Annotated in this window: 14 protein-coding genes and 1 pseudogene; 10 read left to right on the top strand and 5 right to left on the bottom strand. The window is 71.2% G+C overall.

Annotation, left to right across the window (positions count from 1 at the left end):
• Positions 1 to 21 precede the first annotated feature (21 nt).
• From H4W81_RS16000 to H4W81_RS49335, 3 genes are read right to left on the bottom strand one after another with little or no spacing between them, the layout of a single operon-like run.
• Positions 22 to 645, bottom strand: coding sequence for a flavin reductase family protein (locus H4W81_RS16000; protein ID WP_192775536.1), 624 nt, complete (start codon positions 643 to 645; stop codon positions 22 to 24).
• Positions 642 to 1,754, bottom strand: a complete 1,113-nt coding sequence (locus H4W81_RS15995; protein WP_192775535.1) for a hypothetical protein — start codon at positions 1,752 to 1,754, stop codon at positions 642 to 644. Before H4W81_RS15995 ends, H4W81_RS16000 begins: the two co-directional genes overlap by 4 nt.
• Positions 1,755 to 1,764: 10 nt before the next feature.
• The gene (locus tag H4W81_RS49335) at positions 1,765 to 2,943 is read right to left on the bottom strand and encodes a cytochrome P450 (RefSeq protein WP_192775534.1); all 1,179 of its coding nucleotides are present in this window, start codon (positions 2,941 to 2,943) and stop codon (positions 1,765 to 1,767) included.
• 398 nt (positions 2,944 to 3,341) lie between these two features.
• Here H4W81_RS49335 and H4W81_RS15985 point away from each other — a divergent pair, with 398 nt between their 5' ends.
• The 9 genes from H4W81_RS15985 to H4W81_RS15945 all read left to right on the top strand — a co-directional run bounded on the left by H4W81_RS15985 (position 3,342) and on the right by H4W81_RS15945 (position 22,210).
• Positions 3,342 to 7,802 (top strand): amino acid adenylation domain-containing protein, encoded by a 4,461-nt coding sequence (locus tag H4W81_RS15985; protein WP_192775533.1) that lies wholly within the window; start codon positions 3,342 to 3,344, stop codon positions 7,800 to 7,802.
• 15 nt (positions 7,803 to 7,817) lie between these two features.
• A complete protein-coding gene (locus tag H4W81_RS15980; RefSeq protein ID WP_192775532.1) occupies positions 7,818 to 8,015 on the top strand; it encodes an MbtH family protein in 198 nt (65 codons plus the stop codon).
• The gene (locus H4W81_RS15975; RefSeq protein WP_192775531.1) at positions 8,012 to 11,266 is read left to right on the top strand and encodes a non-ribosomal peptide synthetase; all 3,255 of its coding nucleotides are present in this window, start codon (positions 8,012 to 8,014) and stop codon (positions 11,264 to 11,266) included. Before H4W81_RS15980 ends, H4W81_RS15975 begins: the two co-directional genes overlap by 4 nt.
• A gap of 12 nt (positions 11,267 to 11,278) precedes the next feature.
• The gene (locus H4W81_RS15970; RefSeq protein WP_192775530.1) at positions 11,279 to 12,571 is read left to right on the top strand and encodes an LLM class flavin-dependent oxidoreductase; all 1,293 of its coding nucleotides are present in this window, start codon (positions 11,279 to 11,281) and stop codon (positions 12,569 to 12,571) included.
• The gene (locus H4W81_RS15965; protein WP_192775529.1) at positions 12,564 to 14,270 is read left to right on the top strand and encodes a fatty acyl-AMP ligase; all 1,707 of its coding nucleotides are present in this window, start codon (positions 12,564 to 12,566) and stop codon (positions 14,268 to 14,270) included. Before H4W81_RS15970 ends, H4W81_RS15965 begins: the two co-directional genes overlap by 8 nt.
• Positions 14,267 to 19,684, top strand: coding sequence for a type I polyketide synthase (locus H4W81_RS15960; protein ID WP_192775528.1), 5,418 nt, complete (start codon positions 14,267 to 14,269; stop codon positions 19,682 to 19,684). Before H4W81_RS15965 ends, H4W81_RS15960 begins: the two co-directional genes overlap by 4 nt.
• 278 nt (positions 19,685 to 19,962) lie before the next feature.
• Positions 19,963 to 20,685 (top strand): FAD-dependent thymidylate synthase, encoded by a 723-nt coding sequence (gene thyX / locus H4W81_RS15955; RefSeq protein ID WP_192775527.1) that lies wholly within the window; start codon positions 19,963 to 19,965, stop codon positions 20,683 to 20,685.
• Entirely contained in the window at positions 20,682 to 21,659 is a 978-nt protein-coding gene (gene galE, locus H4W81_RS15950; RefSeq protein WP_192775526.1) for a UDP-glucose 4-epimerase GalE, read from the top strand. The genes thyX and galE overlap by 4 nt, the downstream gene beginning before the upstream one ends.
• A 110-nt stretch (positions 21,660 to 21,769) precedes the next feature.
• Positions 21,770 to 22,210: a DUF6196 family protein gene (locus H4W81_RS15945; RefSeq protein WP_192775525.1), complete on the top strand. Its 441-nt coding sequence runs from the start codon at positions 21,770 to 21,772 to the stop codon at positions 22,208 to 22,210.
• A 10-nt stretch (positions 22,211 to 22,220) separates the two neighbouring features.
• Here H4W81_RS15945 and H4W81_RS15940 read toward each other — a convergent pair whose 3' ends face one another.
• On the bottom strand, positions 22,221 to 23,033 hold the full coding sequence (locus H4W81_RS15940; RefSeq protein ID WP_225958650.1) for an MFS transporter: 813 nt from the start codon (positions 23,031 to 23,033) through the stop codon (positions 22,221 to 22,223).
• A 357-nt stretch (positions 23,034 to 23,390) separates the two neighbouring features.
• Here H4W81_RS15940 and H4W81_RS47260 point away from each other — a divergent pair, with 357 nt between their 5' ends.
• Complete coding sequence (locus tag H4W81_RS47260) at positions 23,391 to 23,867, top strand: DUF4158 domain-containing protein (RefSeq protein ID WP_225958649.1); 477 nt, start codon at positions 23,391 to 23,393, stop codon at positions 23,865 to 23,867.
• Here the strand turns inward: H4W81_RS47260 and H4W81_RS50075 are convergent.
• A pseudogene (locus H4W81_RS50075) lies at positions 23,862 to 23,975 on the bottom strand (integrase core domain-containing protein); the annotation flags it as partial. The gene H4W81_RS47260 and the pseudogene H4W81_RS50075 sit on opposite strands and share 6 nt — an antisense overlap.
• Positions 23,976 to 24,046: the final 71 nt, after the last annotated feature.

Here is a 24,046-nt window from a genome sequence, read left to right as displayed (position 1 = left end):
GGGCAGCTCCGTGGGTGTGCGTCACGTGTACACGTGTGGTGCGGGTTCTTCCTCGGGCGTCATCTCTGCGCTGAGCCGTCCGTAGCGTCGGGACAGCCGGAGCACGGGGTCCAGCAGCGCGCTGTCGACCCGCCCGTCGTCCCACACGCTGGGCTCCACGTGGATGTGCACGACCCGGCCGATCACGAGGTTGCCGTTGCCCACGGGGTGCACGTCGACGAGCCTGCACTCCATGTGGGCCTTGGCCTCGGCGACCCGGGGCGCGCGCACCACGGACGACGGCGCCGGGGTGACCCCGACCTCGACGAACTCGTCCAGGTCCGGCGGGAAGGACGAGCCCGAGCGGTCGAGCACGTCGAGCAGGCTGCGGTCGGCGACGTTGACGACGAACTCCCGCGTCGCGCGGATGTTGCGCAGGGTGTCCTTCTCGCCGATGGAGCTGACGGCGATGTGCGGCGGGTGGTCGGCGACGAGGCTGAAGTAGGAGTAGGGCGCGAGATTGCGCCGGCCGGACAGGGAGAGCGTCGACACCCACGCGATCGGCCGCGGCACGACGAGGGAGGTGATGAGCTGGTACAGGTCGGGCTTCGGCAGCGCGTCGGGGTTGATCTCCCGGCCCGTGGCGAGTGTCTGGGACACGGTCATCTGGTCGTCACCTCATCTGGTCTGCGGCTGGTCGCGGTCACCCAGCGGTCGCCGAACCGCATGTACTGGCAGTAGGTCGCGGCACGCAGGTGGCGCATCTTGCGCAGCGTGCTGGCGGCGTTCTGGACGGTCGTGCCCGGCTGGACCAGCGAACGCTCTCCGCCGACCATCGTGTCCGCCACGATCACGTGCCGCTCCAGGTCGATCAGGTCGGCTTCCAGCACGGCGTTCCTGGCCGCCGCGAGGGCGGGTGCGGACGCGGCGAGCTCGTCGTAGGGGGCCGCCAGCTCCTCCAGAAGGCGGCCGAGCGCGGCGCGATACCTGCGGTGCTCGAGCTGCATGACACCGGTCAGGTTCGTCCGGACGTACGGCGGAGCCATCGTGGGCCGGACCACGTCCAGGTAGTAGCGGGCGGGGAAGGCGCAGGAGTGCACCATGGCCGCCGTGAATCCCCTGATCAGCACGGCCGCCTGATCCATGGTCGCGGCGGCGGGCTCGTCGCGGCCGTCGCGGACCAGCTCCGCGGCCCTGTCGAGCCGTTCGGCCGCCAGCAGGTTGAGCAGGAAGTAGAAGTGGTGGGCCAGGAACCAGCGGTCCATCCAGTCGCCGCCGGGCACGTACCACGATTCCGGCACGCTCGTGGAAGGGGCGTCCGCGAGTTCGTGGCTGGGCTGCGGGCGCAGCAGCTCCATCACCGTGATCATGCTCTCGACCTCGCAGAGGAGGTCGTTCGGGTCGAGCATGGCGAAGTCGAGGTCGGCGAGCGTGCGGGAGATCAGGATCGCGGCCATCGTTGATTGCTGCTCGGCGGTGAGCGGAGCGTGCCGGATGCGGAAATAGTCCGAATGCACGGGCACGGGCGGCGGGAACGCCGACGGATCAGGCAAGGGTACGGCCGCCGCCAGCGACCTGGCCGCGGCATCGGTGGCCACCGCCGCCTGCCGTACCGGCCTGCCCGAACCCGAGCCCACGGCGGCCACGATGGCGTGCAGGGCGGCCAGGCCCTCCGCCCAGAGCCCGCACAGGGAGGGGCGGAGCAGGGCGGGGGCGCGCTCCACGGGATCGGCCAGCAGCGCCATGGGGACGGCACTGCTATGGCGGGTGCTCATGGCCTCTCCCTCAGCCGATCGTCGCGGACACCCGGCCCAGGCTGACCGGCATCTGGGACAGCCCGCGCAGCGTGGCGTTCTCCCACCACTGCAGCTCGCCCGCCAGCCGCACGTCCGGGTAGGCGCGGAACAGCGTGGTGAGCACGACCCGGCCCTCGATCCTTGCCACGGCGTTGCCGAGGCAGGAGTGGGTGCCGCGGCCGAAGCCCAGGTGCGGGTTGGGGTGCCTGGTCAGGTCGAGCTCTTCAGGCCGGTCGAAGCGCTCAGGGTCGCGGTTGGCGGCGGCCAGCACGGTGACGACGAGGTCGCCGCGGCTGATCTCCCGGCCGCCGAGCTCGGTGTTCTTGGTGCACATACGGCTGACCACGTGGACCGGGCCGGAGAAGCGGACCAGCTCCTCCACCGCGGTGTCGACGTCCTCCAGGGTGGCTTCCAGCAGTTCGGGGTGCCGGAGGAGGGTGGTGACCGCGTTGCCGAGGAATCGTGCGGGCACCTCGAAGCCCGCGTGCCAGAAGGCGCGCAGCGAGTTGCACAGCACCTCGTCGGAGTAGTCGAGCTGGCTGCGGTTGTCGGCCACGTAGGCCGAGATGCCCTGGGTGGGCTCGCCGGCCAGCCACCGGGCGACGTAGTCGCTGAAGGCCTCGCGAGCGGCCAGGCCGGCCTCCTCGCTGTCGGGGTCGAGCCCGGCGTCCATGCTGCGGTGCAGCTGGTCGTTGCGCCGCCGCCACTCCTCGTCGGCCTCGGGCGGCGGCATGCCCACCAGACGCGAGATGGTGCCCAGCGTGAACGGCGTGGCGAAGTCGTGCACGAAGTCGAAGGTGCCCCGGCTGCGGAGCTCGTGGAGCAGGGCCTCGGCCCGCTGCCAGGCGTCCCGCTCCAGCTCGCCGAAGTCCTGCGCGCGCATCGCGTCGATGGCGAAGTGCCGCAGCGGCGTCTGGTCGGGCGGGTCCAGCGTCTGCAGGCTGAGCAGCGGCCCTGGGGTGGGCACGCCGACCTTCCTGAAGTCGGTGGTGAACAGGTCGGGGTTCTTCAGCGCGTGGGTGCAGTCGGCGTGCCGGGTGAGGATCCACGCGCCGAGCTGCTCGTGCCAGTAGACCGGATCGGTCTCCCTGAGCCTGCGGTAGGTGGGATACGGATCGCGGATGACTTCCGGGTCGAGCGGGTTGAACAACTCGTCTCGCTTGCTCACGACGACCTGCCCCATCTGGCCTGAGGGCCGACTCTGATTCGTCCGGCGAGGGCGGGAATCGCGGCCCGAATTCGTGCAATTAATCGGGCCGCGATCCGCCGGTTTTCATTAGTGGAGGTAACGCACGTCGATCCCCTCCTCTCCGGTTCCCGGGCAGGGCTTGGAAGTCGAGGATGTAGGGCGTGATACCGCCTCCGCATAGCCCTCATCATCGAGCGCCAGCACCTCGAATTCTTCGGACCGCCGGCCGATCTCGTCAAGAAACCCAGACAGATCTTTCGATTCCGACAGGTACGCAAGATGTCCTTCAGGAACGGCCGCACGGCATTCCCGCTTATTAATGTGACTAGAACTGGATAGTCGCAATGAATTGCGCCCGACAGAGAGGACGCGGTGCGGTGTCAACAGTTGCCGATGAGGTCAGCCGGCTATCGGAACAAGACAAACGCGCGCTCCTGGCACAGCTTCTCGGCCAGGACGGCGACCAGGGCGGGGAGCGGCTGCTGCCCGCGCAGCGCCGCTACTGGGTGTTGCATCAGATAGCACCCCAGCTGCCCACACACGTCGTTCGCGTGCTCGAGGTGGACGGAGAGCTGGATCACGAGGCGTTGCGGTCGGCGCTGGCCGCGCTCACGGACGCGCGCGAGGAACTGCGAGCACGCTTCCTGTCGATCGAGGGCAGGCCGGTTCGGCCCGTCGCCGACGCGGGAGCCGTTGCGCCGGAGCTGAAGACCTTCTCTGTCGCCGGCGCCGAGGAGCTTCGCAAGGTCAGGCACCGTGAGGCGGGCCGCCCCTTCGACCTGGAGACGGCGCCGCTGCTCCGGGCAGCCGCCATCCGGGTCGAGGAGGACCGGCACGAGGTGGTGCTGACGGCTCACCAGGTGGTCTGCGACGAGGTCGCCATGGACCTGATCGTCGGCCAGCTGCTGGAGGCCTACGACGCCGTTCGCCGCGGCGAGCGGCCCGAGCCGCAGCCCAGCCGGATCCCCTACACCAAAGTGGTCGACCGGCAACAGGCCTGGCTGCGCACCCCGCTGGCGCGCCGCCAGCTGGCCTTCTGGGCCAAGGCGCTCGCCGGGATCACGCCCGTCGATCTGCCCACCGACCACCCCAGGCCGGTGGGCCGCATGCCGTCCCTGCGCGGCGCCAGGCGAAGCCGTACGCTCGGCGCGGAGACCGCGCGCGGCGTCGGCGAGCTGGCCGGACGGTGCGAGGCGAGCAAGGCGTCGGTGCTCCTGGCCGCCTACGCGGAGGTGCTGGGCCGCTACACCCGCGAGCGTGACATCGCCGTGGGCATCCCCGCGCCGGGGCGGGACCACACGCAGAGCGAGATCCTGGCACCGCTGGAGAGCACGCTCGTCGTCCGTGCCCACCTGGCCGACGAGCCCACCTTCGAGGAGCTGGTCCGCAGGGTCCATGCCGCCTGGGCCAAGGGCCGCGACCACCAGCTCATCCCGTTCGAGCACGTCGTCAACAAGGTGCAGCCGGACACCGACCTCGGCAGGGCACCGCTGCACCAGGTCAGGTTCGTCCCCCACCAGGCGGCCCGGCCGCAGGCCTCGGGCGGCTCGACCTGGATCGTGACCCAGGCGGACGTCGGGTTGTCCGCGTTCGACCTGAGCGTGCACCTCGTCGAGGGCGCCGACGGCAGCCTCGACCTGCACGCCGACTACAGCACCGAGCTGTTCAAGCCGGACACCGTGGACCTGGTGCTGGGCCACATAGAGGTGCTGCTGGCCGCGGCCGCGGCCGACCCCGGCAGCCCGAGCCACCGCCTGCCCATGCTGTCGGACCGCGAGCTGGACACGGTGATCCAGCAGTGGAACCGCACCGACAGCCCCTTCCCCGGCGACCGGTGCCTGCACGAGCTCATCGCCGACCAGGTGGCGCGCACTCCCGACGCGCTGGCCGTGGTGGCGGGCCCTGACCGGCTGACCTACCGCGAGCTCGACGAGTGGGCGAGCCGGCTGGGCAACCGTCTGCGCGCCGAGGGCGTCGGCCCGGAGACTCTGGTCGGCGTCATCGCCGGCAGGCGGGTGGCCACCGTGGCGGCCTTCCTGGGTGTGCTCAAGGCGGGCGGCGGTTACGTCCCGCTCGACCCCGAGCAGCCGGTCGAGCGCACCCGCGCGATGATCGCGGACGCGGGGATCAAAACCGTCGTCGTGACGGACTCCGAGGCCGAGACGCCGCGGCCCGAGCCAGGCGAGACGTGGATCGACGTCCATGGGGTGGGCGAGGAGTCCACGAGCCTGGCTCCGGCGGGCACCGACCCGGCCAACGTCGCCTACGTGATCTACACCTCGGGCTCCACCGGACAGCCCAAGGGCGTCGTGGTCCCGCACCGCCAGATCGTCAACTCCACGCTGGCGCGCAGCGCCGGCGGCCGCCCCGCCCCCGAGGCGTACGCGATCCCGGTCTCCCTGACCTTCGACGCCTCCGCCGCCGGGCTGTACTGGACGCTCGTCACCGGCGGCCGGATCGTGCTGCCCAACGAGGACGAGGTGAGCAACCCGGCCCTGCTGGCCCGCCTGGTGCAGGCGGAGCAGGTCACGCACATCACCCACATGCCCTCCTACTACCAGCTGCTGCTGGCCGCGGGCGGGCGCAAGCTCATCTCGCTGCGTGACATCTCCGCCGGAGGCGACGTCTTCCCCTCGCAGCTCGCCGTCGACCACTACAAGACGCTGCCCTGGGCCAAGATCTACAACGACTACGGGCCCACTGAGGTCACCGTCTGGGCGACCGCGAAGTTGGCCGAGGCGGACGAGGACGGCGCCAGCGTGCCGATCGGCCGCCCGATCCAGAACACCAGGATCTACCTGCTCGACGAGGAGCTGAACCCGGTCCCGATCGGGGTGCCCGGGGAGATCCACGTCGCGGGCGAGGGCCTGGCCCGCGGATACGTGAACGCGCCGGGCCAGACGGCCGACCGGTTCATCCCCGACCCCTTCTCCCCGACTCCAGGCGGGCGGCTCTACCGGACCGGCGACCTGGCCAGGTACCTGCCCGGCGGGCAGCTGGAGTTCATCGGCCGGGCCGACACCCAGGTCAAGGTCCGCGGCTTCCGGATCGAGCTCAGCGAGATCGAGAACGCGCTGCAGCGACACCCCGAGGTGCTCAGCGCGGTGGCCGACGTCCGGCGCAACCTGGCCGGCGACGAGAACGAGCTGATCGCCTACGTGCTCCCGGCCGAACCCGGCCGGGAAGTGGACACCGAGCGGCTCTCGGCGCACGTGCGCACGATCCTGCCCGACTACATGATCCCGGCCACGATCGTCGTGTGCGAGCAGTTCCCGCTGAACGCGCACGGCAAGGTCGACCGCAAGGCGCTGCCCGACCCGCAGGTGCGAATCGTGACGGTGCCCAGCGAGGCCGTCCCGCGCAGGCGCATCGAGCGCGAGATCGCCGAGGTGTTCGCAGAGGCGCTCGGGCTGCCCGGGGTCGGCCTGCACGACGACTTCTTCTCCTTCGGCGGCAGCTCGCTGCAGCTGTCCAAGGTGGGCGCCAAGCTGGCCCAGGTCTACGGGCTGGAGCTGCCGCTGCACGCGCTGTTCAGCACCCCGACCGTGGCCGGTGTGGCCTCCCGGATCGAGCTGTTCGAGCGTGAGGGCTTCGAGGGGCTGCGCGCCACCCGCGACCCGGCCGACGACCTGGACCGGGAGGCGTTCCTGGAGGAATCGATCACCGGCGAGAACCTGCCGCTGGCCGAGATCTTCTCGCCCAAGGCGGTCCTGCTCACCGGCGGCACCGGCTACTTCGGCGTCTTCCTGCTCGACCAGCTCATCGCGCAGACGACCGCGGACATCTACTGCCTGGTGCGCGCCAAGAACCCGGCCGCCGGGCTGGCCCGGCTCAAGGCCAGCTGCGAGCAGTACGAGGTGCCCTGGGACGACCGCTTCGACCGGCGGGTCAAGGCGGTCAACGGCGACCTGGGCCGTCCGCTGTTCGGGCTGTCGCCCGAGCAGTTCGACGACCTGGCCAAGCTGGTGGACGTCATCTACCACAACGGCGCCCTGGTCAACTTCTCCATGCCGTACTCCGCGCTCAAGGCCCCCAACGTGGACGGCACCGTCGAGATCCTCCGCCTGGCCTCCCGCTACAAGGCCAAGCAGGTGCACTTCGTCTCCACGATCGACGTGTTCATCGCGGGCCACATGACCCGGCCCTTCCTCGAGGTCGAGCTGCCCAGCAAGCCGCCCCAGGTGCCCTTCAGCTACCCGCAGAGCAAGTGGGTCAGCGAGAAGATCATCCTGAAGGCCAAGCAGCGGGGCCTGCCGATCACGATCTTCCGGCCGTCGATCATGATGGGGCACCCCAAGACGGGCGCCTGCCACGCGCAGAACTACGTCCTGACGGCGCTGCGCGGCTTCCTCGAGTTCGGCATCCTGCCCGACTACGCCGAGTCGATGAACGCGATCACGCTGGACTACGCGAGCGCGGCCATGGTCCACGCCTCCAAACAGGAGTCCTCGGTGGGCAACATCTTCCACCTGTGGAACACCGACGCGATCTCCCACAACATGCTGTACCCCTGGATCCGCTCCTACGGCTACCCCTTCGAGGTGGTGCCGTTCGACGAGGCGCTGGAGCTGGCCATCAACGCCGGGCCCGACCACCCGATCTACCCGATGGTCCCCGTGCTCCTGCTCTACTCCAGCGGCGACGCCGGCGTGGAGATGACCATGGAGACCGAGGACGCCATCGACAACCGGCTGGAGTGCGTGAACCTGCTCGAGGCCATCAAGGGCACCGGCTGGGAGCCCGCGCCGCTGAACGAGAAGTACATGCACGACTGTCTGGACTTCCTGGTCAGGCACGGCCAGCTCGACCCGCCCGACCGTTACCCGCGCAAGCGCTGACAGGAGAGAGCACCGATGAGCAACAGCGACGCCGCCACCTTCACGGTGGTGGTCAACCACGAGGAGCAGTACTCGGTCTGGTGGGCGGACCGGAGCCTGCCGGCCGGGTGGCGGGAGGCGGGCTACCGCGGCACCAGGAGCGACTGCCTGGCCCACATCGACCAGGTCTGGACCGACCTTCGTCCCCTCAGCCTCAGGGAGCGGTCACAGTGAGCGACGCGAAGCAGGGCTCCGAGCTGTCGGAGCTCAAAGCGGCCCTGCTTCGCCAGTGGCGTGAGGGCAGGGTCGCGGCACCGGCGACACCGGTCATCCCGGTGCACGGCCCCGGCCCCGCGCCACTGTCGTACGCGCAGCGCCGCCTGTGGTTCCTGGACCAGCTGACCCCCGGTTCCTCCGCCTTCAACCTCAGCCACTGCGTGCTGCTCGACGGCCGGTTGGATCCGGCCGTGCTCGCGCTCGCGCTGGAAGATCTGGTGGTACGGCACGACACGCTGCGTACGGTGATCAGGGTCGTGGACGACGAGCCGCTCCAGCTCGTGAACGAGGCGGCCAGGCCGTCCCTGGAGACCGTCGACCTGCGTGACCTGCCCGCCGGACAGGCTTTCGAGGCAGCCCTGAGCAAGGCGAGAGCGGCGGTGGACGGGCCGATGAACCTGGCCACCGGCCCGCTGGCACGCCTCCTGCTCATCCGGCTGCCCGAGCGGGACATGCTCGTCATGGTCGTGCACCACATCATCGGCGACGGCTGGGCGCTGGCCGTCGCCCTGCTGGAGCTGTCGTCGGCCTACCAGGCCAGGGCCGCGGGCCGGGCCCCCGTGCCCGACCCGCTGCCGATCCGCTTCGCCGACGTCGCCGCCCACGAGCGCAACAGCGGCGGCTCGGCCGGCGACCTGGAGTACTGGCGCGACCGGCTGGCCGGGATCAGCCCGCTGCGGCTGCCCGGCGACGAGCCTCGGCCGCCGGAGTTCACCACCGCCGGCGACTGGCGGGCGCTGCCCTTCGACGACGGTGACGACGCCTCGATTCGCGCCGCCGCACGCGAGGCCAACGCCACGCCGTACATGGTCCTGCTGACCGCGCTGGCCGTCCTGCTCAGGCAGACGACCGGGGTGCGGGACATCGCGATCGCCGGCGTGGTCGCGGGCCGGGACCTGCCCGAGACGCGAGGCCTGATCGGCAACCTGACCAACACGGTGGGGCTGCGCGTCGGCGTGGAGACCAGGCAGAGCTTCCATGAGCTGCTGGCCTCTGTCCGACGGACCTGCCTGGAGGCTCTTGAGCACCAGCACGTGCCCTTCGACCTGCTGGTGGAGGAGCTGGAGCTGCCCAGGGACGCCTCGTCGAGCGGGCCGTTCGCGGTGACGTTCGTGATGCAGCCACCCTCTCCCATCAGCGACTTCGCCGGGCTCGGGCTGGAGCCGGTCCAACTCGGCTGGCGAACCGCCCGCGCCGATCTGGAGTTCTTCCTGTGGGAGCGGCCCACTGTCCACGGCAGCCTGGTGTTCCGCACAGACCTGTTCGACCGGGACACCGCCGAGCTCCTGGCGCGCCGGTTCGTGGCGACGGTGCGGACGCTGCTCGCGCGGCCGGACGAGGCGATCGCCGAGCTCGACCTGCCCTCCGCCCAGGAGCGGCGGGAGCTGGCACGCCTGGCGACCGGCCCGGAGCGGGAACGGCCGCCGGTGTGCCTGCACGAGCTGATCGCCCGGCACTGCCGCGAGCGGCCGGAGGCGGTCGCCGTGACCGGCGCGCTGACGTACGGCCGGCTGGACCGCCGGGCCAACCGGCTCGCGCGACGCCTGGCCGAGCTGGGCGTCGGGGTGGAATCGCTGGTCGCCGTGTGCCTGGAGCGCTCGCCCGACCTGGTCGTGGCCGCGCTCGGGGTACTCAAAGCGGGCGCGGTCTACCTGCCGATCGACCCGGCGCACGGTCCGCGCCGCCGCGCCGAGGTCCTGGCCGACTCGGGCGCCACCGTCGTGATCGGTACGGCGGAGCCCGACCTCGTCCTGGACGAGGGAGAGGAGGCCGAGCCCCCGGACGTCCGCGTGGGACCGGAGAACCTCGCCTACATGATCTACACCTCCGGCTCGACCGGCACGCCCAAGGGCGTCGAGATCAGCCATCGCGCGGTGGTGAACTACGCGTACTCCCTGTCCGAGGTGCACGGCATCGGCCCGGACGACGTGGTCGGCGCGGTGGCCAGTCCCGCCTTCGACGCCTCGATCGCCGAGATCTTCGGCACCCTGGCGCTCGGCGGCCGGATCCACCTGGTCGATCAGGACGACCTCGGCGACGGTCTGGAGAATGCGTTGATCGAGGGCGGCGTCACGGTCCTGTCGGCCACCCCGACCCTGTGGCGGCTGCTGCGCCCCGACAACCTGCTCCTCACGGCGCTGGTGGGCGGCGAGCGGGTCGGCGAGCGGCTGGCCACCGAGCTCGCGGCCACCCAGAGGTCGGCCTGGACGCAGTACGGTCCCACCGAGACCACGGTGTGGGTGACGGTGGCCGCGCTGACCCTCGACTCCCCGGTACCGCTGGGCAAGCCCATCGCCAACACCCGGGTGCACCTCCTGGACGAGGAGCTGAGGCCGGTCCCCATCGGGGCGGTGGGCGAGCTCTGCGTGGGCGGTGCCGCGCTGGCCAGGGGTTATCACGGCCGGGCTGCCGCCACGGCGGAACGCTTCGTACCCGACCCGTTCGCCACCGTGCCGGGCGAGCGCCTCTACCGGACCGGCGACCACGCCCGCTACCGCCCCGACGGCACCCTGCAGTTCATCGGCCGCAATGACGACCAGGTCAAGGTCCGCGGTCACCGGGTGGAGCCGGGGGAGATCGAAGCGGCCATCGAGGCCAACCCACGGGTGCGGGAATGCGCGGTCGCCGTCCGGGGCGACCTGCTCGTCGCCTATCTCGTCAGCCGCAACAAGGCCCTGTACGAGGACACCGAGCTGATCCCCGCCGTGCGCAGGCAATTGCGCGAGCAGTTGCCCGCCTACCTCGTGCCCGACCGCTTCGTGCTGCTCGACGAACTGCCCAGGACCCGGACCGGCAAGACCGACAGGGCGCGGCTGCCCGCTCCGGCCCCGGCGGAACGGGCATCCGGCACGCCGTACGCCGAGCCGTGCACGGAGCTGGAGATCGAGCTGGCGGCGCACGTCGCCGAGTACCTCGAAGTGGACAGGGTCGGGCTGCACGACGACTTCTTCGACCTGGGCGGCAACTCCATTCGCGCCGCGCAGCTGGTCGTGCACCTGCAGCGCCGCTACGACGTCGAGCTGGTGCTCCAGAAGGTGTTCCGCACGCCGACGCTGGAGAACCTGGCGCGGATGATCCAGGAGGACTTGGACAGGCGGCGGCAGCTAGCCGACGACGGGGAACGCATCCGCTCCCTGGTCGATGGGGTTCCGGCGAACCGGCTCGACGCGTTGCTCGAGGGCCTGCTCGCCGAGCGAGGACAGAGTTGATGGAGGTGAGCCATGCGGTTCGGCATGTTCTTTGAGCTCCAGCTGCCCCGGCCCTGGCGCCCGGACAGCGAGCAGGAGCTGGTCTCCAACGCCCTGGAATGGGCTGAGCTGGGCGAGGCCGCGGGCATCGAGTACGCCTGGGCGCAGGAGCACCACTTCCTGGAGGAGTATTCCCACTCCACCGCCCCCGAGGTGTTCCTGGCCGCGGTGAGCCAGCGCACCAAGCGCATGCGGCTGGGACACGGCATCACGCTCATGCCGCCCGCCTACAACCATCCCGCCAGGGTGGCCGAGCGCATCTCCATGCTCGACCTGGTCAGCGGCGGGCGGGTCGAGTGGGGCACCGGGGAGTCCAGCTCCCGGCTCGAGCTGGAGGGCTTCCGGGTCAACTACATCGAGAAACGCGCCATGTGGGCCGAAGGCGTGCGCGAGGCGGCCCGGATGATGACGGCGGAGCCGTACCCAGGACATCAGGGTGAATACTTCTCGATGCCGCCGCGCAACGTGGTGCCCAAGCCCGTCCAGCGGCCCCACCCGCCGCTCTGGGTGGCCTGCACCAACCGCGACACGCTCAAGCTGGCCGCCCGGCTCGGCATGGGCGCGCTGACCTTCTCCTTCATGGACGCGGGGGAGGCGCGGTTCTGGGTGCGTGAGTACTACGACACCTTCAAGCGCGAGTGTCAGCCCATCGGGCAGGCCGTCAACCCCAACATCGCGATGCTGGCCGGGGTCATGGTCAACGAGGACGGCGACCTCGCCCGCGCCCGCGGCGTCGAGGGGCAGCAGTTCTTCAAGTGGGCGCTGGCGCACTACTACCGATTCGGCGCGCACGTGCCAGGCCGTACCAACCTGTGGGAGGAGTTCAAGCGCAGCGAGCCCGAGCCGATGGCAGGGCTGGGGGCGGTCGGCTCCCCCGAGGAGGCGGCCGAGCACTTCCGCGGGCTGGAAGAGGCCGGGGTGGACCAGCTCATCCTGCTCCAGCAAGGCGGCCGGTACGAGCACGAGCACATTTGCGAGTCCCTGGACCTGCTCGGTCGCCGGGTGCTGCCCGAGTTCGCCGAACGGCACGTCGAGCGCGAGCGGGCCAAGCAGGCCGACCTGGCGCCCTACATCGACAAGGCGATGGACAAGGTCACGCCGATCGAGGACGTGCCGCCCCCGGTCGTGGAGTCGTACCCGCGGCTGTGGGAACGGGACGGGGTCACCGTGCAGCAGGTCGGCACCCAGCGCGCGCTGGACGCCGCCTCGCTGTGGCGGCTGCACATCGGCGGCGCGGGCAGCGAGGAGAGGCCGGCTCATGGCTGACACCCTGGTCGGGCTGGTCCGGGAGCGCGCGCAGGCCGGCGGTGACGGACACGCCTACGGCTTCCTCGTGGACGGGGAGCAGGACCTCAGGTCGGTGACGTACGGCGAGCTGGAGCAGCGGGCCGCCGCCATCGGCGCGATGCTCGGCGAGCGCGTCGCTCCGGGCGGGCGGGTGCTGCTGGTCTTCGAACCCGGCCTGGACTTCCTGACCGCATTCTTCGGCTGCCTGTTCGCGGGCGTCGTCGCGGTGCCCGTCTACCCGCCCACGCCCTCGCGGCCCGAAGCCGGGCTCGCGAGCGTGGCCCGGGTGGCCGCCGACTGCGGGGCCGAGGCGGTGCTCGCCTCCCCGCTGACGGTCGCCCTCGCCGAGGCCGCCGCGGGCGTGGCCGAGCTCAGGGGGCTGCCGTGGCTGGTGCCCGATGAAAGGCCGGCGGACGCGTGGCGCGCTCCCAGGGTCCGGCCCGACTCCGTGGCCATGCTCCAATACACCTCTGGTTCCACCGGGTCGCCCAAGGGGGTGGTGCTGCGCCATCGGCACCTGCTCGGCAACCTGGCCTCGATGGACTGGTTCACCGGCCGGCCCGCCACCGGGACGGTGGTCTCGTGGCTGCCGCTCTATCACGACATGGGCCTCATCGGCACCGTGCTCTACCCGCTGTTCCGCGGCATGTCCTGCTACCTGATGTCCCCGCTGCACTTCCTGCACCGGCCGCTACGGTGGCTGGAGCTCATCAGCAGGGTCGGCGGCACGATCAGCGGCGGTCCCAGCTTCGCCTACTACCTGTGCACCCGGCGGGCCGAGGCGATCTCGCCCGACCGGCTCGACCTGTCCAGCTGGGAGGTCGCCTTCAACGGGGCCGAACCCATCAACCTGGACGTGCTGCGGGCCTTCGAGGCCGCCTTCGCGCCCAGTGGCCTGCGGCCGGGCACGGTGGTCGGCTGTTACGGCCTGGCCGAGGCGAGCCTGCTCGTGACCGGCGCGCGGCGCGGCGAGCCGCGGTCCACCCATGTCCTACGCGCCGAGCTCGGCGAGGGCAAGGCCGTGGAGTGCGACCCCGGCGATCCGCGTGCGGTCGAGCTGGCCGACGCGGGTGGCCTGCCCCCCGGTCACGACGTGCGGATCGTGGATGCCGGCTCGGGGCGGGAGCTGCCCGACGGCGCGGTGGGCGAGATCTGGGCCTCGGCGCCCAGCGTGGCCGACGGCTACTGGCGCAAACCCGAGGAGACCGGCGCGGCGTTCGGCGCCCGGCTGCCGGCCACGGACTCGAGCTACCTGCGCACCGGCGACCTCGGGGTGATGCTCGACGGGCGGCTGTTCGTCACCGGCAGGCGCAAGGACGTGGTGATCGTCCGTGGCCGCAACGTCCACCCCCACGACATCGAACGGGTGGCCCAGCAGGTGGACCGCCGCCTGCGCCCGGGTGGCGGGGTGGCGTTCTCGATCCTCGGTGCGGACGGCGAGGGTGTCGCGCTGCTCCAGGAGGTCACCACGCGGGACCCCGAGGAGCTGCGTGGCCTGGCTGCGGCGATCACCGGGGCGGTCCTCGCCGACCAGCAGGTGCCGGTCTCGCGGCTGTACCTGGTGCCGCCTCGCAGCGTGCTCAAGACCTCCAGCGGCAAGCCGCGCCGGTCGGCGACCAGGGACGCGCTGCACAACGGAGAAATCACGATCTTGCACACGGACGGTGATGTCTCGTGAACCGGGATGATCTGCAGGAGTGGCTCACCGCCCAGGTCGCCGAGCTGGGCCGACGGAAGGTCGCCGACCCCGAGCAGACCTTCGCGGCCAACGGCCTCGACTCGGTGCGCGTCGCCGAGCTGGCCGAGCGTGTCGGCCGCAGGCTGGGGCGCGTCGTCGACCCCGCGCTGCTGTTCGAGCACTCGACGATCGCCACGCTCGCCGCCCACCTGCGCCGCCCCGCTGAGGCCGCAGCGCGCGCCGCCGTCATGGCCGCGGCCGGTCCGGCCGGCGGCCCGATCGCCGTGGTCGGACTGGCATGCCGCATGCCCGGCGCGGCGGACGCCGAGGAGTACTGGAAGCTCCTGCTGACCGGCACCGAGGCGGTGCGGGAGGTACCACCGGACCGGTGGCCCGATGGAGTGGTGGACCCCGACCCGAGCACACCCGGAAAGCTGATCAGCACCCGAGGCGGCTTCCTGGACGGCCTGGCCGACTTCGACGCCGCCTTCTTCCGCATCTCGGAGGCGGAGGCGCTGCGCATGGACCCGCAGCAGCGTCTGCTGCTGGAAACCAGCTGGGACGCCACCGAGGACGCGGGCAGCCCACCGAGCCGCCTGAGGGGCTCACGCACCGGAGTGTTCGTCGGCATTGCCACCGGCGACTACGCCCACCGCCAGCTGTCCGACCCCGACCGCATCAGCGCCCACACGGCGACGGGCAACTCCTTCGCGGTCGCGGCCAACAGGCTGTCGTACTTCTACGACTGGCGCGGCCCCAGCGTCGCGGTGGACACAGCCTGCTCCTCCTCGCTGGTCGCCACCCACCTGGCGATCCGCGCCCTGCGCGCAGGAGACTGCGACCTGGCCCTCGCCTGCGGGGTGAACGCGCTGATCGAGCCGGAAGCCTCCATCGGGCTGAGCAAAGCGGGCATGCTCGCCCCCGACGGCCGCTGCAAGCCGTTCGACGCCGCGGCCAACGGCTACGTGCGCGGTGAAGGCTGCGGCGTCGTCGTGCTCAAGCGCCTGGAAGACGCGCTGGCCGCGGGAGACCGGATCTACGCCGTCCTCAGGGGGAGCGCGGTGAACCAGGACGGCGCGTCCAACGGCCTCACCGCTCCCAACCCGGCCGCCCAGCGAGCCGTCCTGCACGATGCCTACGCCGATGCCGGACTGGCCCCCGCCGATGCCCAGTACGTGGAGTGTCACGGCACCGGAACCCCGCTCGGCGACCCCATCGAGGCCGGCTCGCTCGCCGCGGCCCGCGGTCCCGAGGCGGGCGAGTGCCTGATCGGCTCGGTCAAGGGCAACATCGGGCATCTGGAGGCCGCGGCCGGGGTCGCCGGACTGATCAAGACGGTCCTGGCCGTGCACCACGGCCTCATCCCGCCCAGCCTCCACTACTCCACCCCGAACCCGCGCATCCCCTTCGACGAGCACCGGCTCCGGGTGGCCGCCCGTTCGGTGAGCTGGCCGGACGGGCCTCGCCTCGCGGGCGTGAGCAGCTTCGGGTTCGGAGGGACCAACGCCCACGTCGTCGTCGGCCAGGCTCCGGCCACCGCGCCGGCGTCCCCAAGCGAAGACCCCCTGCTGCTCCCCCTCACGGCGCGCGGTCGCGACGAACTGTCCGAACTCGTCTCCCGTACGGCACGCCGCCTCGAATCCGCCGACGAGGCGGAGATCCTCGCGGTGGCCGCCACCATGGCCACCCGGCGCACGCATCACCGCCCCTACCGGACGGCCGTGGTCGCGCGCCGTCCGGCCGAGCTGCGCCGGGCCCTTTCCACAGGCCTGTCCGAGGTGTCTGCGGCCCCCGCCGCACCGCCGCGCATCGCCTTCGCCTTCTCCGGCCAGGGCAGCCAGTGGCCCGGCATGGGCCGTACGCTGCTGGCCGACGAGCCGCTGTTCCGCTCGGTGATCCGCCGCTGCGACGAGGCGGTGCGCGAGCTGCTGGACTGGTCGATCGAAGCGGCCCTCGACGGCGGCGAGCCGGTGGACCTCGAGCACACCGCGGTGGCCCAGCCGCTGATCGTGGCCGTGCAGATCGCCCTGGCGGAGCTCCTCGGCTCCTACGGCATCGTGCCCGACGCCGTGGTCGGGCACAGCGTGGGCGAGATCTCCGCCGCGGTGACGGCCGGTGAACTGGACCTGGAGGCGGGGATGCGGCTGGCCGTCTCGCGCGGGCGGCTCATGGCCGAGGCCGCACCCGGCGGCGGCATGCTCGCCGTCGGCCTGCCCGTCGCCGAGGCACGCCGGTGGTGCGAGGACGGCGTAGAGGTGGCCGCGGTGAACGCACCCACCGCGACCGTGCTGGCCGGTTCCGCCGCCAGGCTGGAGAAGGTGGCGCGGGACCTGACCGAGGCCGGGGTCTTCGCCAGGCGACTGCCCGTCGCCTACGCCTTCCACTCCTCGTCGATGGCGCGGGCCGCCGAGCTGCTCGCGGCCGAGCAGGCCGGGCTGGCCGCGCACGAGCCGGAGGTGCCGCTCTACTCCACGATCACCGGCCGCCGGGTGGCCGGGCCGCACGGCGAGCGCTGGGGCCGCGGCGTCCGGGAGCCCGTCCTGTTCGCCGACGCGGTCACCGCCGCGCTGGACGACGGCGTGGACGTGCTGCTCGAGGTCGGACCGAAGCCGGTCCTCCAGGCCTCTCTCCGCGCCCTGGCCGGAACCCGCGCGCGGGTGCTGAGCTGCGTCGACGAGAGCGATCAGCAACAGCTTGCCCTGCTGCGCACGCTGGCCGCGTTGTTCGGGCTGGGCGCGGCCATCCGGTGGCAGCGCCTCTACCCGTCCGGCTCGCCCGTCGTGAGCGCCCCGGTCACGCCGTGGCGTCGCCGCCGCTTCTGGCTGGACCGGCCTTCGGGCGATCGCCGTGCCGGTGCCGACCCGCTGCTGGGCGGCCTGCTCGACCTGGCCACGTCACCGGACCACACGATCTGGCAGGGCGACCTGGACCCGGTGGCGCTGCCGTACCTCTCCGACCACAAGGTCGGCGAGCAGGTGATCTTCCCTGCGGCGGGCTACGCGGACCTGCTGCGCCGCGCGGGCGGGCGGCACGAGGCGGTGGCCGGGCTGCGCCTGCACCGCCCGCTGGTGCTCGGCCGACGCCGCCGCTTGCAGACGACGCTCGACAGGGCGCGGCGGACGGTCACCGTCCACGCCCACGATGACGACGGCCAATGGCGCGAGCACGCGGCGGGACGTCTCGTGGCCGCCGCGCCCGCCCCTGCTCCGCTGGACCTGGCGCTCCTGCGGGCACGCTGCCCACGTGAGGTCGCGGGCGCCGAGCTGTACGAGCTGCTGCGCCGGCACGGCCTCGACTACGGGCCCGCCTTCCGCGGGGTCGAGCGGGTGTGGAGGGGAACCGACGAGGCACTGGGCGTGCTCGCCGGCGGCGGGGATCGCATCCGCCTGCTCGACGCGGCCTTCCACGTGGTCGCCGCGCTCGTCGATCCGGGCCACGGCCCCGCCCTTCCCGTCGCCGTCGAGGAGCTGACGTGGTGGGCCGAGCCGAGCGCGGCCACGCACGTGCACGTCACGCTCGGAACATCGGGCGGGGCGGAGCTGACCGCGGACCTCGACCTGACCGGTGAGGACGGGGCACCGGTGGCCCGCGTCACCGGGCTCACCCTGCGGCGTGCCGTACTGGACGAACAGGCCACGCGCCTGCCCGGACTTCGGCTCTACCAGGTGGCCTGGCGCCTCCGGCCCATCCCCGCCTGCCCGACCGGGCTGTTCCCCAGCGGCTGGGTGGTGATCGCCTCGCCGGGTGAGCGGCTCGCGGAACAGCTGGCGGAGCGCGCGGGATTCCGGATCTGCCGGGCGAACGGAGAGCTCAGGCTGGATGCCGAGGAGCTCTCGATCGACCCCCGCCGGCCCGGCCACTACCGGCAGCTGGTGAACCACCTGGTGGCCACGGGCCCGCTGCGCGGGGTGATCCATCTGCCCGGCGCCGACGCGGACACGGGGGTGCTGTCCGCCGCGCTGCTGCTGCGGGCGCTGGCGTACGGCATCGCCGAGCAGAGCCCGAGGGTGCTCTTCGCCACCACCGGCGCCCAGCCCGTGGGCGAGCACCCGGTGCGCGATCCGTTCGCCGCGGCCGTCTGGGGGCTGGCGAAGGTGATCCCGCTGGAGCACCCCTCGCTGGAGTTCCTCTGCCTCGACCTCGACCCTGACGATCCGGACCCGGTTTCCACGGTCCGCGAGGAGCTGGCGGCGCGCTGGGAGGACGCCGAGGTCGGTTACCGGTCCGGCCTGCGGTACATCAGGCGGATCGCGCCCGACGACCGGCCGGTGGGCCCGCAGATCACGGTCCGCGCCGACGGTGTCTACGCCATCACCGGCGGCACCGGCGCGCTGGGCCTGCAGGTGGCCGCTCACCTGGTCGAGCTCGGCGCCCGCCGGCTCGTGCTGATCGGCAGGACGAAGCGGGAGGGCGCCGAGGTGTCCGCGTGGCGGGCGCGCGGCGTGGACGTGCGGGTCCTGGCCGCGGACGTGTCCGACCGCGAGCAGCTCGACGGCGCGTTGCGGCAGGCCCGGGCGGCCGGGCCGTTGCGCGGCGTCGTGCATGCGGCCGGGCTGCTGCACAACGGCCCGCTGCTCGACCTCGACGCCCGCGGAGTGCAGGACGTCTTCGGCCCCAAGGTGTCGGGCGCCTGGCACCTGCACGAGCTGACCTCGGGTGATGAGTTGGACTGGTTCGCCTGCTTCTCCAGTGCCGCTGGGGTGCTCGGCTCGCCGGGCCAGGCGGGGTACGCGGCGGCCAACGCCTTCCTCGACGCCCTGGCCCACCACCGCAGGGCCGAAGGGTTGCCCGCGGTCAGCTTCGACTGGGGACCCTGGGCGGCGGGCATGGCGGCGAGCTGGGAGACCGACTCCGACCGCGAGCTGCGCACCGCGGCCAGGGCAATCCTTCCGGACGCCGGGGTGAGCGCGTTCGCCGGCCTGGCGGCGGGTGAGCGCGTGCAACCCGTGGTGTTGCCGTTCGACCTGCGGAACCTGGCGCAGTTCTATCCGTCCGACACGGGAAGGTCGTTCCTGTCCGAGATCGCCACGGCCGAGGTGGACCGGCTGCGGTCCATCGGCACGCAGTCCTCGCATCGGCCCGACCTGGCGACGGAATACCTCGCGCCGCGCAACGACCTGGAGCGGCAGATCGCGGCGATCTGGCAGAAGGCGATGAGCATCCAGCCCATCGGCGTCCGAGATGGTTTCTTCGAGCTCGGCGGGGACTCGGTGATGGCCAACCAGATCCTGATCGACGTCAATCGCGCGCTGGGTGTCACCGTCTCACCGGAGCGGGCCTTCGACGACTTCTCCATCGCCAACCTGGCGGTGCTCGCCGAGCAGGAGATGCACCGGTTGCTGGAGTCGCTCACCGACGAGGAGGCCGAACGGCTGCTGGCTCAGGGGAAGGCCGCCCACAGCTCCAGCACGTGAGCGACGGCCGTCCCGCGGAGCCTCCGCCAGGAACTGTCCGGAGAGACCAAGGATCCCGTACGGCGGTGCCTGATCGTCCACCTACCCGCCGACGAGGCCACCGCCGCGCCCAGGTACGGGCGTCGGAGTCGGCCACGGTCGTCCTGCCGGAGTCCGGCGGCCCTCCGATCCGGAGCACGTTCACGTCGCGAGAGACTGGCTCCGAGACCTGCCCTTGGCCGGGGCAGGGCGTACTATGGCGGGCGGCCAGCACGCCGAGCACAAGGGGGAGCCACTAAGTGAGCGACGAGCCGCGTTTCCTGAACGACGTCACGGTCGAACTCGTCAAACACAGCGCGTCCGACACGGACGTGCTCTGGGCGGCCAGGGTGTCGACCGCGGGGGAGCAGTCCCTCGAAGAGGTCGGCAAGGACCCCGAGCGGTCCAAGGGTCTGATCAACTACCTGATGCGTGACAGGCACGGCAGCCCCTTCGAGCACAACTCCATGACCTTCTTCGTCAGCGCCCCGATCCTGGTGTTCCGGGAGTTCATGCGGCACAGGGTCGGCTGGTCCTACAACGAGGAGAGCGGCCGCTACCGGGAGCTCCAGCCCGTCTTCTACGTGCCGGGCCAGGAGCGCAAGCTCGTCCAGGAGGGCAAGCCCGGCCGCTACGTCTTCGTCGAGGGCTCGCCCGAGCAGCACAAGGTGGTCACCGAGGCGATGGAGGGCGCCTACCGGCAGGCCTACGCCGCCTACCAGGAGATGCTGGAGGCGGGCGTCGCCCGCGAGGTCGCCCGCGCCGTCCTGCCCGTCGGTCTGTTCTCCTCGATGTACGCCACCTGCAACGCCCGCTCCCTCATGCACTTCCTGTCGCTGCGCACCAAGAACGAGCAGGCCAAGGTGCCCTCCTTCCCACAGCGCGAGATCGAGATGGTGGCCGAGAAGATGGAGGCCGCGTGGGCCGAGCTCATGCCCCTCACCCACGCCGCGTTCGTGGCCAACGGGCGGGTCGCGCCGTGAAGGTCCTCATCTCCGGCGGGGCCGGATACATCGGCAGCACGGTCGCCTCGGCCTGCCTCGACGCGGGCATCACGCCGATCATCCTCGACAACCTGGTCACCGGGCGCGCGGAGTTCGCACGGGGGCGCGTTTTCTACGAGGGCGACATCGCGGACGGCGGCCTGATCGACACGATCTTCGCCGAGCACCCCGACATCGAGGCCGTCGTCCACTGCGCGGCGCTCATCGTGGTGCCCGACTCGGTGGCCGACCCCGTCGGCTACTACCGCGCGAACGTGTCCAAGAGCCTCGAGTTCGTCGCGCACCTCCTGCGCAACGGCTGCCGGAAGATGATCTTCAGCTCCTCGGCCGCGATCTACGCGGCGGGCGACGACTTCACCGTCGACGAGAGCTCGGCCCTGGCGCCGCAGAGCCCCTACGCGCGCACCAAGGCCGTCTGCGAGGGGATGTTCGCCGACATCTGCGCCACCCAGCCGATCAGGATCCTGTCGCTGCGCTACTTCAACCCGATCGGCGCCGACCCGAAGATGCGCACCGGGCTGCAGCTGCCCAGGCCGAGCCACGCGCTCGGCAAGATGATCGAGGCGTGGGAGGAGGGCACGCCGTTCCGGCTCACCGGCACCTCGTGGCCGACCCGCGACGGCTCGGGCATCCGCGACTACATTCACGTCTGGGACCTCGCCACTGCCCACGTGGCGGCTCTCGAGCGGTTCGACACCTTCACCGAGGACGTCATCAACCTCGGCACCGGGACGGGCACGACGGTGCGGGAGCTGGTGGACGCCTTCAACGAGGTCGTCGAGCGGCCCATCGAGGTCGTCGAGACCGGGCCGCGGCCTGGTGACGTGGCGGGCGCCTACGCCCGCACGGACCTGGCGCGACGGCTCCTGGAATGGGAGCCGCGCCACACGGTGGCGGAGGGCATCAGGCACTCACTGGAATGGGCCAGGCTTCGTCCGGAGATGCTGGGCTGACAGCACGCGAAGGCCCGCACCAGGGTGCGGGCCTTCGGGTTCGGTGGGCGTGCGAGGATGGCGGCCGTCCGGAGATCAGAACCGTCTGAAGGAAGCGGGGGCCTCAACCTATGGTCAGCGTCAGCAGTGAGACTCCGGAACAGACTGACGAGCGCCTCCGCCGTGTGATCACGCTGGCCGACCTCACCGTCCACGACGGTGTGTGGTGCTTCGAGGAGTTCCCCGCCGACCGCCCGCCGGCCCTCACCGCGGACACCCTGGCGGTGGTCCGCGACAGCGAGAGCTGGAGCCGGCTCGTCCCGTTGCCTCAGGAAAGCGGAGACGCCGAGCGATTCGGGATCTTCTCCTTCCACTTCCCCGCCGACCTCGACAACAGCGGCTTCGTCGGCTGGCTGGCCGGCCATCTGAAAGCCGAGCTGGGGACCGGTGTGTTCGTCGTCTGCGGCAGCAACCGGGCTCGCGGCGGCATCTATGACTACTGGGGCTGTCCGGTCGACCTGCTGGAGGAGGCCGTCGCGGTCGTCCAGACGCTGCGCCTCGCCCAGGACTGATGATCAAGTCTCACACGAGGAAGTTCGCCGGGTTGGCCGTGGCAAACGCCCTCAGCCGGAAGAACCGCATCGGCAGCATCGGCGCCTTCGTGCGTCGTTCCCAGAGCACGAAGGCGATCACCAGCCCGACGCCGAGCACCATCGCGCTCAGTACTTCCGCGCTGCCCCAGCCCGCCGCGTTTCCGCGGACCAGACCCCAGACGATGCCGAACGCGCCCAAGGTCACGAGCACGACCCCCATCAGGTCGAGCCGGGTGTTCGGGCCGACGCTCTCGTCGACGCGCCGCGCCGCGAGCGTGATCGCGATCGCCCCGAGCGGCAGGTTCAGCCAGAAGATCCACTGCCAGGCCAGCCCTTGGGCGATGACGCCACCGATGAACGGGCCGCTGAACGTCGCCAGACCGGTGAGGCCCAGGTACAACCCCATCGCCTTGCCCCGCTGCTGCGGCGGGAACATCGCACTGATCAGGGTGAGCGACAGCGGCAGCACCATCGCGGCACCGGCACCCTGCAACGCCCGGGACATGATCAGCGTGCCGATGTTCGGGGACAGCGCGCAGGCCACCGACGCGATGGTGAACACCGCCAGCCCGACGACAAAGATCCGGCGGCGACCGAACCGGTCACCCAGTGCCGCTCCGGTCAGTAGCAGTACCGCGAACGTCAGGTTGTACGCGTTGACAGTCCACTCAAGCGCTTCGATCGATGCCGTCAGATCCTGCCTGATCGTGCTGAGTGCCGTCGTCACGACCAAGCTGTCCAGGGCCATCATGAACGACGCCAGTGAAGCAAGCCCCAACACCCATGCCTGCTTGGACGTCATCCGTCCTCCGTCGGTACTCACCGTTCTCCTTCTGCTGGAATATTCGCTGGATACGCGGGCGGAGACTGGTTGTGCCCTTTCATGCGCAACCAATCAGGCGCGTAGCGATCGGGGAAGCCCGAATATCGTCAGAAGTGAGTTGTCGTGGAATCGTGTCAGCGCGGTAATCCGGTTGCCGGTCAGGGTCAGTACGAGCACTCCGTGTGCGTGCAGGATCGGCGTCCGCGGGTCACGTAGGTAGCAGCCGAAGGCCGGTTGGCCGTTGGCCCGCGTCGGGATCAGCACGTGTCGGCGGCCGTGGCCTAGCGCGGTGCTTGCGAATCTTCAGTGCCATCGGGGGAGAAAGGGTCCCTGCCGATGCGCAGAGAGTGGGAGCTGGAAGACCTCATCGAGTGCTGGACACTGGATGAGGCCGAGGTCGAGTTACTGGCGAACAAGAGCGGTGCCACCCGTCTCGGATTCGCACTGATGCTGAAGTTCTTCGCGCAGGAGGGCCGTTTCCCGCGCCGGGAGGACATGCCGAGGGCCGCGGTCGACTACATGGCCGGCCAGGTGAAGGTCAATGCGGCCCTGTTCGCCGAGTACCGCTGGTCGGGCAGCACGATCGAGTATCACCGGGCGCAGATCCGCCGGTTCCACGGCTTTCGCGAGCCGATGGTGGCCGATGAGGACAAGCTGACGTTCTGGCCGGCCGACAAGATCTGCCCGGTGGAGACCTCGCGGGAGCGGCTGCGTGCCGCGCTGCTGGCCCGCTGCCGGGAGGAACGGACCGAGCGCTTGGTGCGGACGGTGCTCGTTGTAGTGCCGCTGGTATTCGGCCAGCAGGTTCCGTAGGTGACGTTCACCGAGGATCAGCACGTGGTCGAGGCACTCGCGCCGGACGGTGCCGACAAACCGCTCGGCGTAGGCGTTCGCACGTGGCGACCGGGGCGGTGTGGTGATGATTCGGATGCCGGCGCCGGCCAGGACCTCGTCGAACGCCCGGGAGAACTTGCCGTCGCGGTCACGGAGAT

The organism is Nonomuraea africana (genome assembly GCF_014873535.1).
Taxonomy (GTDB): domain Bacteria; phylum Actinomycetota; class Actinomycetes; order Streptosporangiales; family Streptosporangiaceae; genus Nonomuraea; species Nonomuraea africana.
Note: the sequence above shows the minus strand (reverse complement) of the source record. Positions and strands in the feature narration are given on the sequence as shown.